This is a genomic window from Stenotrophomonas sp. NPDC077420, from assembly GCF_044543385.1.
In the GTDB taxonomy this organism is placed as follows: Bacteria; Pseudomonadota; Gammaproteobacteria; order Xanthomonadales; family Xanthomonadaceae; genus Stenotrophomonas.
The window spans coordinates 73,888-89,967 of the sequence record NZ_JBITVZ010000018.1; the positions used below are offsets into that span (position 1 = coordinate 73,888).

The following is a 16,080-nucleotide window of genomic DNA, read 5'->3' on the forward strand; positions in this document are numbered from 1 at the left end:
GGCGCACGCAGGCTCAGCCTGCCGGCTGTGCCTCGGCGCCACCACGCTGCAACGGGTCCGGGTAGGGCGTTCCGTTGGGGGTGAACGACAGGGAGACCGAGTTCAGGCAGTGCCGCTCATGGGTGGGGGCCGGGCCGTCCGGGAATACATGGCCGAGGTGGCTCTCACAGCGGGCGCAGACGATCTCGGTTCGCACCATGCCATGACTGGCGTCACGGATTTCGCGGACATGGGCGGGGTCGAACGGGGCGAAGAAGCTCGGCCAGCCGGTCCCGGAGTCGAACTTGGTGCTGGAGCGGAACAGAGGCAGGCCGCACAGGCGGCAGCCGTAGACGCCGTCCTGCTTGTTGTCCAGGAAGACGCCGCAGAACGGGGCTTCGGTACCGTGGTGCAGCAGCACGCGCTGCTCGTCCGCGCTGAGCCCGGCAACCAGCGCCTGGCGCTGGGCGTCGCTGGGCGGGGAGAGATCGAACGCAGTCATGGGCAGTCCTCAGGAGGGGTGCACTGGAAATGGGGGCGGGAGACCGCGCAGGCAAGCGCGGTGGGCGTTCATGGTGCTGACACGCGCGCAGGTGCAGGGTGAATGCCTGACCCCCGTGTGGAGCCCACCATGAATCGCCTGTTCCGGCTTGCCGTATCCCTGTGTGTGCTGGCGCCGGTGATCGCGTCGGCGCAGATCGCCGCCCCGCGCAATCCCACCGACACCCGGCCGGTCACGGTCCCCGCGCCCACGCGGGCGCCCACGCCCACGCCTGCCGACAGCCTGTCCGGGCGGATGGAACCGGTCAAGACGCCGGCGCAGACCACCCGGCAGCTGGGTACCCACCCCATCCAGAGCCAGGGGCCGGCGCAGGTGCAGCCGTTCACCCCGCCTGCCACCACCGCGCCCCTGAAGGTCTACGACGCCCACGGCCGGATCGTGCCGGGCATGAAGCAGGTGGGTCCGAACCGCGTGCTGGACACGCGTACCGGTCGCTACTACGACGCGGTGCCCAGTGGCGACGGCCAGCGCGTCAAACCCTGATGCATGAACATTGCACAACCCGTGGGCGCAGTCATCTGTGTCAACGCCGCAACTCACCGCAATTTCGCCTGCGATTAACCGCTTCCGACCGATTCTGCACGTGCGCCGCAAGACCGCGCATCCCCAATGGTTGTAGAAGGTGCACTCATGTCTAATCAGCAGAAGAGTAATCCCGGCAAGATGCCGCAGGATCAGCAGGGCCAGCAGAACCAGAAGCCGGGCCAGCAGAACCAGCAGCAATGGGACCAGCAGAACCAGAAAGGTGGCAAACAGCAGGACCAGCGCCACCAGGATCAGAAACAGCAGCGTTGATGTGCTGGTAGGCAGCTCCACGGGCGGTGCGCGCAAGCGCGCCGCCCTTTGCGTTTCTGCACGTGGGCGCTGCAGTGCGCGCCGCTCAATCCGGAATCGGCAAGGTCAGCGTCTCCTTCACTTCTTCCATCACGATGTAGCTCTTGGATTCGCGCACATGCGGCAGGGTCAGCAGCGTGCTGCCCAGCAGTTTTCGGTACGACGCCATCTCGCTGATCCGCGCTTTCAGCAGGTAATCGAAATCGCCCGACACCAGGTGGCATTCGAGCACGTTGGGCAGCTTCAGCGCGGCGCGGCGGAATTCCTCGAAGATGTCGCCCGACTTGTAGGCCAGGCTGATTTCCACGAACACCAGCAGGCTGGCCTTGAGGTACTGCGGGTCGAGCCGGGCGTAGTAGCCGGTGATCGCGCCATCGCGTTCCAGCCGGCGAACCCGCTCGGTGCAGGGAGTGGTGGACAGGCCGACCCGTTCGCCCAGTTCGGTGAAGGAAATCCGCCCTTCCTCCTGCAGGATGCGCAGGATCCTGCGGTCGATCTTGTCCAGCTCGCGGGGGCGCGCAGCCATGGCGTCAGCCTCTTGGGGGTGTTGACGGGACAATACCCTGCCAACGAGGCCAAAAACAGCAGAAATACGTGGTTTGGGCGGAATATACTTGCCCAATTATGGTCCCGGCACGCTCCAGTGCAGGGAATGATCGGGTTGGAGAGGTCTCATGCGCGTTCTCGTCCTCGGCAGCGGGGTAATCGGCACCACCAGTGCCTGGTACCTGCGGCAGGCCGGTTTTGAAGTCACCGTGGTCGACCGCCAGCCCGGTCCGGCCCTGGAAACCAGCTTCGCCAATGCCGGCCAGCTGTCGTTCGGCTACACCTCTCCGTGGGCTGCCCCCGGTGTGCCGCTGAAGGCGGTGAAGTGGCTGTTCTCCGAACACGCACCGCTGGCCATCCGCCCCGGCCTGGACCTGGACCAGTACCGCTGGCTGGCGCAGATGCTGCGCAACTGCACCCACGAGCGCTACGCGATCAACAAGGCGCGCATGGTGCGCATGTCCGAGTACAGCCGCGACTGCCTGAACCAGCTGCGCGCCGAGACCGGCATCGAATTCGAAGGCCGTGACCTGGGCACCACCCAGTTGTTCCGCACCCAGCAGCAGCTGGATGCGTCCGCGCAGGACATCGACGTGCTGGCCGAGTACGGCGTGCCGTATGAAGTGCTGGACCGCGCCGGCATCATCGCCCACGAACCGGCCCTGGCCGCCGTGGCCGACACCCTGGTGGGCGCGCTCTGGCTGCCGCGCGACCAGACCGGCGATTGCCAGCTGTTCACCCGCCGCCTGGCGCAGATGGCCATGGACGCCGGGGTGGAATTCCGCTTCGACCAGGACATCGCCGGACTGGAAAGCGATGGCAACCGCATCACCGGCGTGCGCATCGACGGCAAGGTGGACACCGCCGACCGTTACGTGGTGGCGCTGGGCAGCTATTCGCCGTCGCTGGTGGCGCCGCTGGGCATGCGCCTGCCGGTGTACCCGCTGAAGGGCTATTCGCTGACCCTGCCGATCACCGACGCGGCCATGGCGCCGACCTCCACGATCCTGGACGAGAGCTACAAGGTGGCGGTGACCCGTTTCGACGACCGCATCCGTGTGGGCGGCATGGCCGAAGTGGGCGGGTTCGACCTGTCGCTGTCGCCGCGCCGGCGCGCGACCCTGGAAAAAGTGGTGGGCGACCTGTATCCGCACGGCGGCGACCTCGGCCGCGCCGAATTCTGGACCGGGCTGCGCCCGGCCACTCCGGATGGCACGCCGGTGATCGGCGCCACGCCGTACCGCAACCTGTTCCTCAACACCGGCCACGGCACCCTGGGCTGGACCATGGCCTGCGGCTCGGGCCGTTACCTGGCCGACCTGATGAGCGCGCGCCAGCCGCAGATCAGCACCGAGGGCCTGGATATCTTCCGTTATGGCGGCCACCACGCCGCCTCCGTCCACCACAGTGAACCCAAAGCATGCGTCCAGCCCGCGCGTTGATCGACCTGGACGCGTTGCGCTCCAACTTCCGCCTGGCCCGTGAACTGGGCGGCGGTCGCAAGACCCTGGCCGCGGTAAAGGCCGACGCCTATGGCCACGGCGCCGTGGCCTGCGCGCGTGCGCTGGACGGCGAAGCGGACGCGTTCGGCGTGGCCTGCATCGAAGAAGCGCTGGAACTGCGCGCGGCCGGCATCGCCGGGCCGATCCTGCTGCTGGAAGGCTTCTTCGACGCCGACGAGCTGCCGCTCATCGTGCAGCACCGGCTGTGGTTCGCGGTCGCCGCGCCGTGGCAGGTGGAGGCGGTGGAAGCCTTCCAGACCGACGCCACGCTGCAGATCTGGCTGAAGCTGGACAGCGGCATGCACCGGCTGGGGCTGTCGCCGACGGAGTTCCGCGCCGCGCACGCGCGCCTGTCGGCGTTGCCGCAGGTGGCGCCGATGGTGCTGATGAGCCACATGGCCCGCGCCGACGAACTGGACAGCCCGCGCACCCGTGAGCAGGCCGACCTGTTCGCCGCGACCATCGACGGCCTGGCCGGCGAAACCAGCCTGTGCAATTCGCCGGCGCTGCTGGGCTGGCCGGACGTGCGCAGCGACTGGGTACGCCCGGGCCTGATGCTGTACGGGGCCAACCCGCTGGCTGCCCACACCCCCGCCACCGAGCGCCTGCGCCCGGTGATGACCATGCAGTCGAGGATCTTCGCCACCCGCGAGATCGGCGTGGGCGAACCGGTCGGCTACGGCGCGCGCTTCGTGGCCGAGCGGCCGACCCGGGTCGGCGTGGTGGCGCTGGGCTATGCAGACGGCTACCCGCAGTTCGCCCCGAACGGCACCCCGGTGCAGATCGATGGCCAGCCCGGCCACCTGATCGGCCGGGTCTCGATGGACATGCTGACCGTGGACCTGACCGACCTGCCGCAGGCCGGGGTGGGCAGCACGGTGACGCTATGGGGCGATGCGCCGCGCCTGGACGTGCTGGCCCCGCTGTGCAAGGTCAGCGCCTACCAGCTGCCGTGCGCGGTCAAGCGCGTGGCGCGGGTGCTCAGCGGCGGCTAGACGGCGACGGCAGCAGGCGCCGCAGCCAGTTGTCCAGCATGTACTTCTCGTACCGCAGCGGGTCGTTGTTGCTGAGCAGGCCGGTGTTGGTCAGGTACCCCATGTCCACCAGCTTCTCCTCGCCCTGCTGCTGCACCGCACCCTGGGCATCGCGCAGGGTGAACGTCAGGGTCATCCGCGGCGGGTAGATGTTGCGCATGATCCGGATGTCGTTGCCGCGCGGGCCGTTCTGCGGCTCGAAGTCGCCGGCGCGCTTGATGTCGGTGATCTGCACCTCCAGCGTCTGGCCGGGAGCCAGGCGCTTGCTGGCGGTCGTGCGCAGGTAGGTGGCCAGTTCAACGACCCAGTTGCCGCTCTGGGCCTCGAACCGGTTGGGGCTGTTGCGGATTTCGGTGAACTGCGCCGGGTCGGTCCAGCTGACCCGTACCGGGCCTTCTGCGCTCAGCGCGCGGGGCGCATCCGGGGCGGTGACCGTGCGCGGACCGGTCGAGGCGCAGCCCGCCAGGAACAGCAGCAGGCAGCTCAAAGCACCGGCCAGCAAGGGATTGCGGTTCATGGCGGGACCTCGGGTCAGGGGAGTTCAGGGGCGATGTCCTGCAGTGTGACCCCGATCCCCCGACGGAACAATTGCCAGACACCGGGCACCGGCCGCGGGTGCGGCAGCAGTTCACTTACGTCAACTCGGGGTCGATGCTTGACGCTGCGAATACGCGCTCTGGAAGATGCTGTCTCCTTCTGCGCCTTCAGTTGCTTCCTTTGACCCCCTTGTCCAGCCTGACCGCATCGACCCCGACCCGCTCGCCCCCCGTGGCTCCAGCGCCCGATCCTTCTCTGCACCGCGCGGTGCTGGAAGGGCTGAGCGCGGGCTTCTGCATCATCGAGGTGATGATCGAGAACGGCGTGGGGGTGGATTACCGCTTCCTGGAAGTGAACGAGGCCTTCGAACGCAACACCGGCCTGAGCAATGCGTCCGGGCGCTTGATGAGCGAGCTGCAGTCCAACCACGAAAGCGAGTGGTACCGGGTGTATGGCCAGATCGCCACGACCGGCCGTTCGCAGCAGTTCGAGCTGGAAGCCCGCGCGCTGGGACGCTGGTATGCGGTGGAAGCGATGCGGGTCGGCGAGGCGCATGAGCGCCGGGTGGCGGTGCTGTTCTTCGACATCACCAACCGCAAGCAGATCGAAGTGGAGCTGGCCGAGAGCGAGGCGCGCTTCAGCGCGCTTGCTGACGGCCTGCCGATGCCGGTGTGGGTGCTGGACGAGCTGGGCCATGCGCGCTTCGTCAACAGCGCCTTCAGCGAATTCTTCGGCGGCGACGAACAACGCGTGCCGGAAGATGTGTGGCGCGGCCTGGTGCAGCCGGACGACGTCTCGGTGTTCGAGTACGAACTGCAGGCCGCGTTGAAGGCACAGCGCTCGATGCAGGTGCTGGTGCGCGGCCTGCGTGCCGACGGCCAATGGCGCTGGCTGGAAATGAACGCGCAGCCACGCTTCTCCCGCGTGGGGCGTTTCATCGGGCTGGCCGGCAGCAGCACCGACGTGACCGAGCGGCGCGAGATCGAAATGGCGCGCGAGGAGCTGCTGCAGTCCGAGCGCGCCGCGCGCAACGCCGCGGAGAGCATGGCGCGGCTGAAGGACGAATTCCTGGCCACCTTGTCGCACGAACTGCGCACGCCGCTGACCACCATCCTGGGCTGGAGCGAACTGCTGCTGCAGCGGGTGGACGACACCAGCCCGCTGTTCAAGGGACTGGGCGTGATCGCCAACAGCGCGATGGCGCAGAAGCGGTTGATCTCGGACATGCTGGACCTGAGCAGCATGCTGCTGGGCAAGGTACAGCTGGAAGTGGAAGTGCTGGACCTGCGCGCCCAGCTCACCGAGGCGCTGCGCGCCCAGGAGCTGGTGGCCGAAGGCAAGGCGCTGGACATGCAGCTGGTGATGCCGGACGAGCCCGCGCTGGTCCTGGGCGACGCCACCCGCCTGCAGCAGGTGCTGTGGAACCTGCTCAGCAATGCGATCAAATTCACCCCGGCGGCCGGGTCGGTCACCGTCACCCTGACCACCGATGGCGCGCACTGGTCGGTCAGCGTGGTCGACACCGGCGACGGCATCGCCCCCGAATTCCTGCGTCATCTGTTCAGCCGGTTCCGCCAGGCCGATGGCACCACCACGCGCCGCCACGGCGGCCTGGGCCTGGGCCTGGCGATCGTGCAGCAGCTGGTGGAACTGCACGGCGGCACGGTCACTGCCAACAGCGAGGGCCATGGCCGCGGCGCCGAATTCACCGTGCAGCTGCCCCGCTACCAGCCGCAGGCCGACGGCCGGCCGCTGCGCGAGGTGTTCAGTGGCCCGATCCACGAACAGCTGATTGAACCGTATCCCCTGAAAGGCCTGCGCCTGTTGGCGGTGGAGGACCAGCCCGAAGTGCTGGAATACCTGCGCCGGCTGCTGGAAGAGCAGGGCGCGCAGGTGACCGCAGCGGCCTCGGCCGGGGAAGCGCTGGCCCTGTTGGACGCTGGCGGGCACGAGAACGTGGATGTGCTGCTGACCGACATCGGCATGCCGGGCATGGACGGCTACGGCCTGGTCAGCACCCTGCGCAATGAATTCGGCCTGGACGCGAACGCGTTGCCGGTGGTGGCGGTAACCGCCCTGGCCCGCGCCGACGACCGCAAGCGCGCGCTGGCGTCGGGCTTCCAGGAGCACGTGGCCAAACCCTATTCGGTCGCCCAGCTGGTATCGGCGGTACGCACGGTGCTGGCTGGCAACCGCTGACGCCAAAGGAATAATCGGTATGTCCCGCTACGCCCCCACCATCCACACCGACCCGGCCGACATCGCCGCGCTCGAGGCGCTGCTGCCCCAGCTGAAAGGCCAGACCCAGGTCGAGATCACCCTCGACGACGGCAGCGTGCTGCACGGCACCGTGGCGGTGCAGCCCACGGTGCAGCAGTATCGCGACGCGGGCGAAAACGAAGGCAGCAACGGCCAGCTGCGCCTGGACGACCTGGCCGCGCCCGACCAGCAGCACGTGCTGTGGCTGGACCAGATCCGCGCGGTGCGCTCGCTGCCCCCGGTGGAATGAGGGGTGCCGGGCCTGGCCCGGCACCGTGACTCAACGCTCGAACAGCTGCGGTTCGGCCTCGAAGCGGCGGGCATAGGCGCGCTCGTCGGCGACCCGCGCCACTTCCTCATCGGTAATGTCCGGCGCCCCGTATACGGCATAGGCCACGCTGCCATCGGTCTGCCGGCCGATCTGGTGCAGGCGGTAACGGGCGTGCCCGCCGCCGGTGTCCTCGGGGTAGTGGACCGGCGGCTGCGCGCCTTCCAGGTCCATTTCGCTGTTGTCGACCACGCCACCGACGAACAATGCGCGCATGAGCTACCTCCGTTACGAATGAGCCTTCACCCTGACCCAGTGCATGTTGCGATGGCATCAAGGCAGCGTTGAATAAACGCAAATTGCGTCAGGAACGAGGCCGATGGGGCGAAACGGTAGAATGGCGCTCTCTTTTCAAGATGTGCCCCCGCATGGCTGCCCAGCACGACGCTCCCCTGGAAACCCTGTTGCTGCCCTTCGGCGGCGCGCTGAGCTGGCCAAACGGGCCGGTGCTGTTCCTGCGCGCCCGCGACGGTTGGCCGCTGCGTGAACGCGCGCAGCCCGGGCAGCTGGTCTGCGAGCAGAGCTTCCGCCCGTTCGCCGACGCACTGGAAGCCAGTGGCTGGACCGTGCGTGACGAGCAGCAGCTGGCCGAGGATGGCACCCGCTACGCGTTGGTGCTGGTGCTGCCGCCGCGCCAGCGTGAGGAGGCCCGGGCCCTGTTCGCCCGGGCCCTGGCCCTGGCCGCCCCGGGCGGCATCGTGGTGGCCTGCCAGCACAACAATGAAGGCGCGCGCTCCGGTGAGGGCGACCTGCAGCAGCTGGCCGGGCTGGGCGGGAAGATGACCAAGAACCACTGCCGGGTGTACTGGACCCCGCCGCTGAACGGCCAGCACGACGCCACGCTGGCCCAGCGCTGGGAGGCGCTGGACGCGCCGCGCCCGATCCTGGGCGGGCGGTTCCAGAGTCGCCCGGGCATCTTCGCCTGGGACCGGATCGACCCGGCCTCGGCGCTGCTGGTGGAACAGCTGCCGGCCGACCTGGCCGGCCACGGTGCCGACCTGGGCGCCGGCTTCGGCTACCTGTCCAGCGAAGTGCTGCAGCGCTGCCCGAAGGTGACCGGGCTGGACCTGTTCGAAGCGGAAGGGCGCGCGCTGGCACTGGCCCGGGTGAACCTGGAGGCGCTGGGCTCGCCGGCGCGGCTGGGCTTCCACTGGCAGGACGTCACCGCCGGCATTGAAGGCCGCTACGACTTCATCGTGACCAATCCGCCGTTCCACACCCCGGCCCGCGCCGACCGTCCGGACATCGGCCAGCGATTCATCGCCGTGGCGGCGCAGGCGCTGCGCCCGGGTGGGCGGATGTGGCTGGTGGCCAACCGCCACCTGCCGTACGAGCAGATCCTCAATGAAAGCTTCGGCCAGGTCCGGGTGGCTGCCGAGCGCGACGGCTTCAAGCTGATCGAGGCGACCAAGGCCAGCAGCAGCGCCGGTCCCGCCCGGGCGCCGCGCAGTACCGAGCCGAAGTGGGGCCGCGGGGGCCGCGCATGAAGCTGGTGAAGCTGTTGGCCAACCTGGGCTACGGCAGCCGCAAGCAGGTGCAGGGCATGTTCCGCGAGGGGCTCATCACCGATGCGGACGGCGAGGTGCTGTATGCCGACGACCAGGTGGCGCACGCGGACATCCGGGTCGAGGGCGAGCCGCTGGACCCGCCGTTGGGGCTGACCCTGATGCTGCACAAGCCGCGCGACTACACCTGTTCGACCAAGGACAAGGGCCGGCTGATCTACGACCTGCTGCCGCCGCGTTTCCGCGAGCGTTCGCCGCTGCTGTCGTCGGTGGGTCGGCTGGACCGCGATACCAGCGGGCTGCTGCTGATGACCGATGACGGCGCGCTGCTGCATCGGATCGTGTCGCCGAAGTCGCGGCTGGACAAGGCCTACCAGGTGACGCTGGCGCAGGACCTGGCCGGCGATGAAGCGGCGCGTTTCGCCAGCGGCGGCCTGCTGCTGGAGTCCGACGACAAACCGCTGCTGCCGGCCGAACTGCACGTGCGCTCGCCGCGCGACGCGGAGCTGGTGCTGCACGAGGGCCGCTATCACCAGGCCCGGCGCATGTTCGCTGCGGTGGGCAACCACGTGCAGGCCCTGCACCGCAGCCGCATCGGTGGGCTGTCGCTGGGCGATCTGCCCGAAGGCGAGTGGCGCATGCTTGATGCGGGCGACCTGGACACGCTGTTCACCGGGCACCTGACCGACGCGCCATGACCGCCATTGCCGCGCTGCCGTTCCTGCCCGAGGCGGTCATCTTCGACATGGATGGCCTGATGATCGACAGCGAGCGGGTGTCCATCGCGTGCTGGTCGCAGGCGGCGCGGGAACTGCAGCTGCCGTTCGCCGACGACTTCTGGCTGGGCATGGTCGGACTCGGCGACCGCGACTGCGAACAGCGGCTGCTGCGCCACATCGACGCCGCGCAGGTGGCCGCGCTGTATGCGCGCTGCCACGCCCTGTATGAAGCGCGCACCCAGCAGGGGCTGCCGCTGCGCCCGGGCATCGTGGCGCTGCTGCAGCTGCTGCAGGCGCACGCCCTGCCGCGCGCGGTGGCGACCTCCACGCGCGAGCCGCGCGCGTCGCGCAAACTGGCGGCGGCGGGGTTGCTGGGCTACTTCGACCACGTGGTCACCAGCAGCGACGTGGCCCACCCGAAGCCGGCGCCGGACATCTACCTGCTGGCGGCGCGGAAACTGGGCAAGGACCCGGCGCGCTGCCTGGCGCTGGAAGACTCGCCGGCCGGCATCCGCGCGGCGGTTGGCGCGGGCATGACCGCGATCCAGGTCCCGGACCTGGTGCACCCGGATGCCGACCTGCGCGCGCTCGGCCACCGCATCGTGGAATCGCTCACCGACGCCCACGCACTGCTGCTTCCGCTGCTGCAAAGCGACGCTGAAGCCGAAGGGTAAACCCGAAAGGTAAACCCGAAAGGTAGAGCCGAAAGGTAGAGCCGAAAGGTAGAGCCGAAAGGTAGAGCCGAAAGGTAGAGCCGAAAGGTAGAGCCGAAAGGTAGAGCCGACTGTTAGTCGGCTAAGCGCGAAGCGCGATCATTGGCCCGCCAAAGGCAGCCGACTGACAGTCGGCTCTACCTGGAATTCCCCCCGTCATTCCACCCGCATCTTTCCAACCGTCACCCCACAAAAAACCCGGCACATGGCCGGGTCTTTTGCACTCATCCCGCAAGGCGATCACACCCGCCCGAACACCAGCGCGGCATTGGTGCCGCCGAACCCGAAGCTGTTGGACATCACCGTGTTCAACGGCATGTCCCGGGTTTCGCGCACGATCGGGAAGCCTTCCACCGCCGGGTCCAGTTCGCCGATGTTGGCCGAGCCGGCGATGAAGCCGTCGCGCATCATCAGCAGGCAGTAGATCGCCTCGTGCACGCTGGCCGCGCCCAGCGAGTGACCGGACAGCGCCTTGGTCGACGACAGCGGCGGAATCGCGTCGCCGAACACCTCGCGCACGGCCTTCAACTCGGTGACATCGCCGAGCGGGGTCGAGGTGCCATGCGTGTTGAGGTAGTCGATCGGGCCGGTCAGGTTCTGCATGGCCATGTGCATGCAACGCACCGCGCCTTCGCCGGACGGGGCGACCATGTCGGCGCCGTCGGAGGTGACGCCGTAGCCGACCAGTTCGGCATGGATGCGCGCACCGCGCGCCACGGCATGGTCGTAATCTTCCAGCACCAGCATGCCGCCGCCGCCGGCGATGACGAAGCCGTCGCGGTCCTTGTCGTACGGACGCGACGCGGTGGCAGGGGTGTCGTTGAAGCGGGTGGACAGCGCGCCCATCGCATCGAACATGACGCTCATCGACCAGTGCAGGTCTTCACCGCCACCGGCGAACATCACGTCCTGGGCGCCGTGGCGGATCAGGTCGGCGGCGGCGCCGATGCAATGCGCCGAGGTGGCGCAGGCGGCGGACAGCGAATAGCTCAGGCCCTTGATCTGGAACGCGGTGGCCAGGCAGGCCGACACGGTGGAGCACATGGTGCGCGGCACCATGTACGGGCCGACCTTGCGCACGCCACGCGCGCGCAGGATGTCGGCCGATTCCACCTGCCACTGGCTGGAGCCGCCGCCGGAGCCGGCGATGAGGCCAGTGCGCGGGTTGACCACCTGTGCTTCGTCCAGGCCGGCATCGGCGATGGCGTCGCGCATGGCGATGTAGGCGTAGGCGGAGGCATCGCTCATGAAGCGCTTGAGCTTGCGGTCGATCTGCGCGTCCAGGTCCAGTTCGATGTTGCCGCCGACGTGGCTGCGCAGGCCGGCTTCGGCATGGTCGGGCAGGCTGCGGATGCCGGCACGGCCTTCACGCAGGGCGGAAGACACCGTGTCCAGATCGTTGCCCAGGCACGAGGTGATGCCCATTCCGGTAATGACGACGCGACGCATCAGAAGTTCTCGGTAGAAGTGAACAGACCTACGCGGAGGTCCTTGGCGGTGTAGATTTCGCGGCCATCGACCAGCATGCGCGCATCGGACTGCGCCATGACCAGCTTGCGGTTGATGACGCGGGTGATGTCGATTTCGTAGCTGACGCGCTTGGCGTCGGGCAGCACCTGGCCGGTGAACTTCACTTCACCGCAGCCCAGTGCACGGCCACGTCCGGGGGCGCCTAGCCAGGTGAGGTAGAAACCGGTGAGCTGCCACATCGCATCCAGGCCCAGGCAACCGGGCATCACCGGGTCGCCGATGAAATGGCAGCCGAAGAACCACAGGTCGGGGCGGATATCCAGTTCCGCGCGCACGTAGCCTTTTCCGTGTGGACCGCCTTCATCGCGGATGTCGGTGATGCGATCGAACATCAGCATCGGATCGTTGGGCAGGCGACCGCTGCCCGGCCCGAACAGTTCGCCGCGGGCACTGGCCAGCAGCTGTTCGCGCGAGAACGCGTGGAGACGAGTCATGGAAAACGCAATCCTGGAGAGGTGGACATCGGGGTTGCCGGCGCTGGACGCGGCGGATGGTTGCCGTTGAAAGTGCCCAAGAGTGCAGAGTAATTTGCATTCAATCAAACGTTTTAACCGTACGCTGGCGTAGTGTTTTCAGCTTGAAAAACGCATGTCGTTGTTATGAAAAGACCATACTCAAGCGTGTGGCTGTAATCTTGTTCATCTGTTCCTGCCGTCACACCCCCTGAGCTGCCGCCGTGTCCGCACAACGCAAGATCATCCACGTCGACATGGACGCGTTCTACGCGTCGGTGGAGCAGCGCGACGATCCGACGCTGCGCGGGCTGCCGGTGGTGGTGGCGTGGAAGGGGGCGCGTTCGGTGGTGTGCGCGGCGTCGTACGAGGCGCGGGTATTCGGGATCCGTTCGGCGATGCCGGCGTTGCGGGCGGAGCGGCTGTGTCCGGATGCGGTATTCGTGCCGCCGGATTTCGTGCGCTACAAGGCGGTGTCGCGGCAGGTGCGGGAGATTTTCCTGCGGCATACGGATCTGGTGGAGCCGTTGTCGCTGGATGAGGCGTATCTGGATGTGACGGTGCACAAGGGAGGGATGACGGTGGCGACGGAGATCGCGGCGCTGATCCGGTCGCAGATCCGGGAGGAGACGCAGTTGACGGCGTCGGCGGGGATCGCGCCGAACAAGTTCCTGGCGAAAATCGCGTCGGACTGGCGCAAGCCGGACGGGCAGTTCGTGGTGCCGCCGCACCGGATCGATCAGTTCCTGATGCCGCTGCCGGTGAAGCGGGTGCCGGGGGTGGGCAAGGTGATGGAGGGCAAGCTGTCGGAGCTCGGGATCGTGACGGTGGGCGATCTGCGGGGGTTGCGGCTGGAGGAGCTGGAAGGGCGCTTCGGCAGTTTCGGTGCGAGTCTGTACCGGCGTGCGCGCGGTATCGATGAGCGTCCGGTGGAACCGGACCAGCCGGTGCAGTCGATTTCGTCGGAGGACACGTTCGCGGAGGATCTGCCGCTGGAGGCGCTGGAGCCGGCGATCGTGGCGCTGGCGGGCAAGACGTGGAACGCGACGCGGAAGACGGACCGGATCGGGCACACGGTGGTGCTCAAGTTGAAGACGTCGCAGTTCCGGATCATCACGCGCAGTTTCACGCCGGAATCGCCGCCGGAAACGCTGGAGGAGTTGCGCGATATCGCGCTTGCGTTGCGCGCGCGCGTGGATTTGCCGTCAGAGACGCGCTATCGCCTGGTGGGTGTGGGATTGGGCGGGTTCCGCGAGCGTGAGCCGGTCAGCCAGATGGGGCTGTTTGACTGAAGCAACCGCAACCGCAACCGCAACAGCAACAGCGGGGTTTCATTGCTACGGGTAGCGGGCCGGCGGGGGCGGGTTGGCGGGACACGCCGTGAACCCATCCTTGGGGGCTTGTAGAAAACATCCATGTTTTCTACAGTCCCGCCAACCCGCCCCCGCCGGCCCGCCCAAGCTGGGCTGGCACCCAATGAACAGCGGGAGCAACTGCGCAATGCAACCGACGGCCGACGGCAACCTGAACGCACTGTTCTCAAGTAGGTGGGACGACGGTAGGGCCGCATCCCAATCGACCGCCGATGGCAATGCGACGCGCGGTGGGGCATGAAAATCACCACATGCCGCGCATCACCACTCTCGATCAATACGCCGCGGTCGCAATCGTCCGTACGTACTGCGGCTTCTCGATCTCACTCACGAACGCATCGGCGTAATCGGCGTAACTGATCCGGCTGTGCCCGTCGGCGCCGACCAGGAACTGCTTGGCCTGGGTGCGGAATCCACCCTTCTGTGGTCCCGGGCCGATTTCAGCCGCCGGCGAATAGAACGTCCAGTCCAGGTCATCCACGTTCTGCAGCAGGTTGAACGCCTGGCGCGCGGCGAGGGCAACGGGCTTGTACGCATCGGGGAAGCCTTCGGTGTCGACCAGCTGTACGCCGGGGGCGACTTCGAGGGTGCCGGCGCCGCCGACCATCAGGAAGCGCGGGACGGCGGCCTGGCGGGCGGCCTTGACCAGCTCGGCGGTGACGGTGGTGACGGTGGACGGGTCATCGCCGGGGCGCGGGCCGAAGGCGCTGGCCAGGACGTCGTGGCCGGCGATCACGGCGGCGAGGGCGTCGGTGTCGTCGAGGGCGGCGACGGCGAGCTGGGCGCCGTCGAGCTCGGCGGGCAGGCCGCTGTCGCGACGGACGATGGCGGTGACCTGGTGGCCACGGGCCAGGGCCTGGCGGGTGATTTCACGGCCGATGTTGCCGGTGGCACCGACGAGGGCGATCTTCATGGGGTGGGTTCCGTTGCGGGAGGAAGGCCAGCATATGCCCCTGAAACCGGACGAAAAACCGCGTATAACGGGCTAATTTGTTGCGCGGATCGATCAGATGGACCGTCTTGCTGCAATGCACGTGTTCGTGGAGGTGGCCGAGCGCGGCAGCCTGACCGCGGCGGCGGAGGCCCTGGACATGTCGCGGGCGATGGTGACCCGGTATCTGGCGGAGGTGGAGACGTGGCTGGGGGCGCGGCTGCTGCACCGGACCACGCGGCGGATCAGCCTGACCGGGCCGGGGGAGGCGGCGTTGCTGCGTTTCCGGCAGATGCTGGCGATCGGGGATGAGCTGCAGGGCGAGGTGGCCAGCGACAACCCTGAGCCGCATGGGGTGTTGCGGGTGACGGCCAGTGTGTCGTTCGGGCAGCTGCACCTGGCGGCGGCGGTGGCGGAGTTCGTGCGGCGGCACCCGCTGACGCGGGTGGAGTTGTTGCTGGTGGACCGGGTGGTGAACCTGGTGGAGGAGCGGGTGGATGTGGCGGTGCGGATTTCGCGGGCGATCGACCCGGCGCTGATCGCGCGCTGGCTGGCGCCGTGCCGGTCGGTGTTGTGCGCGGCGCCTTCGTATCTGGGCGAGCGGGGCACGCCGGTCAGTGCCGATGCATTGGCGGGGCATAACTGTCTTACCCATCACTACGTGGGTAAAAGCGTGTGGCAGCTGCAGCGGCAGGGGCGGGCGATTTCGGTGGCGGTGGGCGGCAACATCAGTGCCAACGAGGCGTCGCTGTTGCTGGAGGCGGTGCGGGCGGGGGCGGGGATTGCGATGTTGCCGACGTACCAGATCGCGCCGCTGCTGCGTTCGGGTGAGCTGGTGGAGGTGTTGCCGGAGTACCAGGTGGAGGAGATGGGCATCCATGCGGTCTATGCGTCGCGGCGGCAGTTGCCGGCGGTGATGCGCCGCTTTTTGGATTTCCTGGTGGAGCGGTTTGCGGGGGAGGCGTTCCTGGCGCGGATCTGACGCGTCTGGATCTGGCTTCGCGTGGGACACGCAGGTGAGCTGACCCCCAAATGTTGGACAGTTGGGGCTAGGTTGCGGAGGCTTGTGTCCGATATTGAATCGGACTCATGCCACCCAAGCCGAGTTTGATGCGCTTGTGATTGTAGTACCGGATGTAGCGTTCCAGGCCACTCTCCAGCTCCTCGACGCTGGAGAAGTCCTTCAGTCGGAAGAATTCTTCTTTCAGCGTGCCAAAAAAGCTTTCCATTGCAGCGTTATCGAAACAATTTCCCTTGCGGGACATGCTTTGAGAGA

19 protein-coding genes are annotated in these 16,080 nt (G+C 67.7%); 11 read left to right on the forward strand and 8 right to left on the reverse strand.

Annotated elements, in window-relative coordinates:
• Nucleotides 1–13 precede the first annotated feature (13 nt).
• On the reverse strand, nt 14–481 hold the full coding sequence (gene msrB, locus ACIGII_RS16260) for a peptide-methionine (R)-S-oxide reductase MsrB (RefSeq protein ID WP_399639880.1): 468 nt from the start codon (nt 479–481) through the stop codon (nt 14–16).
• 129 nt (nt 482–610) lie between these two features.
• On the opposite strand from msrB, the gene ACIGII_RS16265 reads away from it, so the two are divergent.
• Nucleotides 611–1,024: a classical arabinogalactan protein 4 gene (locus tag ACIGII_RS16265; RefSeq protein WP_399639883.1), complete on the forward strand. Its 414-nt coding sequence runs from the start codon at nt 611–613 to the stop codon at nt 1,022–1,024.
• Between the two features lie 147 nt (nt 1,025–1,171).
• Nucleotides 1,172–1,336 carry a hypothetical protein gene (locus ACIGII_RS16270; protein ID WP_399639885.1) on the forward strand — a complete coding sequence of 55 codons (165 nt, stop codon included), beginning with the start codon at nt 1,172–1,174 and terminating at the stop codon, nt 1,334–1,336.
• 85 nt (nt 1,337–1,421) lie between these two features.
• Here ACIGII_RS16270 and ACIGII_RS16275 read toward each other — a convergent pair whose 3' ends face one another.
• A complete protein-coding gene (locus ACIGII_RS16275) occupies nt 1,422–1,901 on the reverse strand; it encodes an AsnC family transcriptional regulator (protein WP_399639887.1) in 480 nt (159 codons plus the stop codon).
• A gap of 148 nt (nt 1,902–2,049) precedes the next feature.
• On the opposite strand from ACIGII_RS16275, the gene ACIGII_RS16280 reads away from it, so the two are divergent.
• Both ACIGII_RS16280 and alr read left to right on the forward strand, forming a co-directional pair.
• Complete coding sequence (locus ACIGII_RS16280) at nt 2,050–3,363, forward strand: D-amino acid dehydrogenase (RefSeq protein ID WP_399639890.1); 1,314 nt, start codon at nt 2,050–2,052, stop codon at nt 3,361–3,363.
• On the forward strand, nt 3,342–4,418 hold the full coding sequence (alr, locus tag ACIGII_RS16285; protein ID WP_399639892.1) for an alanine racemase: 1,077 nt from the start codon (nt 3,342–3,344) through the stop codon (nt 4,416–4,418). Before ACIGII_RS16280 ends, alr begins: the two co-directional genes overlap by 22 nt.
• On the opposite strand, the gene ACIGII_RS16290 is transcribed toward alr, so the two are convergent.
• Nucleotides 4,405–4,974, reverse strand: a complete 570-nt coding sequence (locus tag ACIGII_RS16290) for a DUF3016 domain-containing protein (RefSeq protein WP_399639894.1) — start codon at nt 4,972–4,974, stop codon at nt 4,405–4,407. The two genes, alr and ACIGII_RS16290, sit on opposite strands and share 14 nt — an antisense overlap.
• Nucleotides 4,975–5,174: 200 nt before the next feature.
• On the opposite strand from ACIGII_RS16290, the gene ACIGII_RS16295 reads away from it, so the two are divergent.
• Both ACIGII_RS16295 and ACIGII_RS16300 read left to right on the forward strand, forming a co-directional pair.
• On the forward strand, nt 5,175–7,193 hold the full coding sequence (locus tag ACIGII_RS16295; RefSeq protein WP_399657576.1) for an ATP-binding protein: 2,019 nt from the start codon (nt 5,175–5,177) through the stop codon (nt 7,191–7,193).
• Between the two features lie 19 nt (nt 7,194–7,212).
• Nucleotides 7,213–7,503 (forward strand): DUF3247 family protein, encoded by a 291-nt coding sequence (locus ACIGII_RS16300; RefSeq protein ID WP_399639900.1) that lies wholly within the window; start codon nt 7,213–7,215, stop codon nt 7,501–7,503.
• Between the two features lie 30 nt (nt 7,504–7,533).
• On the opposite strand, the gene ACIGII_RS16305 is transcribed toward ACIGII_RS16300, so the two are convergent.
• Nucleotides 7,534–7,797 carry a hypothetical protein gene (locus ACIGII_RS16305; RefSeq protein ID WP_399639902.1) on the reverse strand — a complete coding sequence of 88 codons (264 nt, stop codon included), beginning with the start codon at nt 7,795–7,797 and terminating at the stop codon, nt 7,534–7,536.
• 152 nt (nt 7,798–7,949) lie between these two features.
• Between ACIGII_RS16305 and ACIGII_RS16310 the strand changes: the two genes are divergently transcribed.
• From ACIGII_RS16310 to ACIGII_RS16320, 3 genes are read left to right on the forward strand one after another with little or no spacing between them, the layout of a single operon-like run.
• Nucleotides 7,950–9,068 carry a class I SAM-dependent methyltransferase gene (locus ACIGII_RS16310; RefSeq protein ID WP_399639905.1) on the forward strand — a complete coding sequence of 373 codons (1,119 nt, stop codon included), beginning with the start codon at nt 7,950–7,952 and terminating at the stop codon, nt 9,066–9,068.
• Nucleotides 9,065–9,784 carry a pseudouridine synthase gene (locus tag ACIGII_RS16315; protein WP_399639907.1) on the forward strand — a complete coding sequence of 240 codons (720 nt, stop codon included), beginning with the start codon at nt 9,065–9,067 and terminating at the stop codon, nt 9,782–9,784. The genes ACIGII_RS16310 and ACIGII_RS16315 overlap by 4 nt, the downstream gene beginning before the upstream one ends.
• On the forward strand, nt 9,781–10,479 hold the full coding sequence (locus ACIGII_RS16320; protein WP_399639910.1) for an HAD family hydrolase: 699 nt from the start codon (nt 9,781–9,783) through the stop codon (nt 10,477–10,479). The genes ACIGII_RS16315 and ACIGII_RS16320 overlap by 4 nt, the downstream gene beginning before the upstream one ends.
• 279 nt (nt 10,480–10,758) lie before the next feature.
• Here ACIGII_RS16320 and fabB read toward each other — a convergent pair whose 3' ends face one another.
• Both fabB and fabA read right to left on the reverse strand, forming a co-directional pair.
• Nucleotides 10,759–11,967 carry a beta-ketoacyl-ACP synthase I gene (fabB, locus tag ACIGII_RS16325; RefSeq protein ID WP_399639913.1) on the reverse strand — a complete coding sequence of 403 codons (1,209 nt, stop codon included), beginning with the start codon at nt 11,965–11,967 and terminating at the stop codon, nt 10,759–10,761.
• Nucleotides 11,967–12,482, reverse strand: a complete 516-nt coding sequence (gene fabA / locus ACIGII_RS16330; protein WP_314104449.1) for a 3-hydroxyacyl-[acyl-carrier-protein] dehydratase FabA — start codon at nt 12,480–12,482, stop codon at nt 11,967–11,969. The genes fabB and fabA overlap by 1 nt, the downstream gene beginning before the upstream one ends.
• Before the next feature lie 242 nt (nt 12,483–12,724).
• Here fabA and dinB point away from each other — a divergent pair, with 242 nt between their 5' ends.
• Nucleotides 12,725–13,792, forward strand: a complete 1,068-nt coding sequence (gene dinB, locus ACIGII_RS16335; protein WP_399639915.1) for a DNA polymerase IV — start codon at nt 12,725–12,727, stop codon at nt 13,790–13,792.
• A 355-nt stretch (nt 13,793–14,147) separates the two neighbouring features.
• Here the strand turns inward: dinB and ACIGII_RS16340 are convergent, their stop codons facing one another.
• On the reverse strand, nt 14,148–14,786 hold the full coding sequence (locus ACIGII_RS16340; RefSeq protein WP_399639917.1) for an NAD(P)-dependent oxidoreductase: 639 nt from the start codon (nt 14,784–14,786) through the stop codon (nt 14,148–14,150).
• A 97-nt stretch (nt 14,787–14,883) separates the two neighbouring features.
• Here ACIGII_RS16340 and ACIGII_RS16345 point away from each other — a divergent pair, with 97 nt between their 5' ends.
• Nucleotides 14,884–15,786 (forward strand): LysR family transcriptional regulator, encoded by a 903-nt coding sequence (locus ACIGII_RS16345; RefSeq protein ID WP_399639919.1) that lies wholly within the window; start codon nt 14,884–14,886, stop codon nt 15,784–15,786.
• Nucleotides 15,787–15,853: 67 nt separating this feature from the next.
• Here the strand turns inward: ACIGII_RS16345 and ACIGII_RS16350 are convergent.
• Nucleotides 15,854–16,080: transposase (locus ACIGII_RS16350; RefSeq protein WP_399657579.1), on the reverse strand; the 227-nt coding region annotated here is incomplete at its 5' end.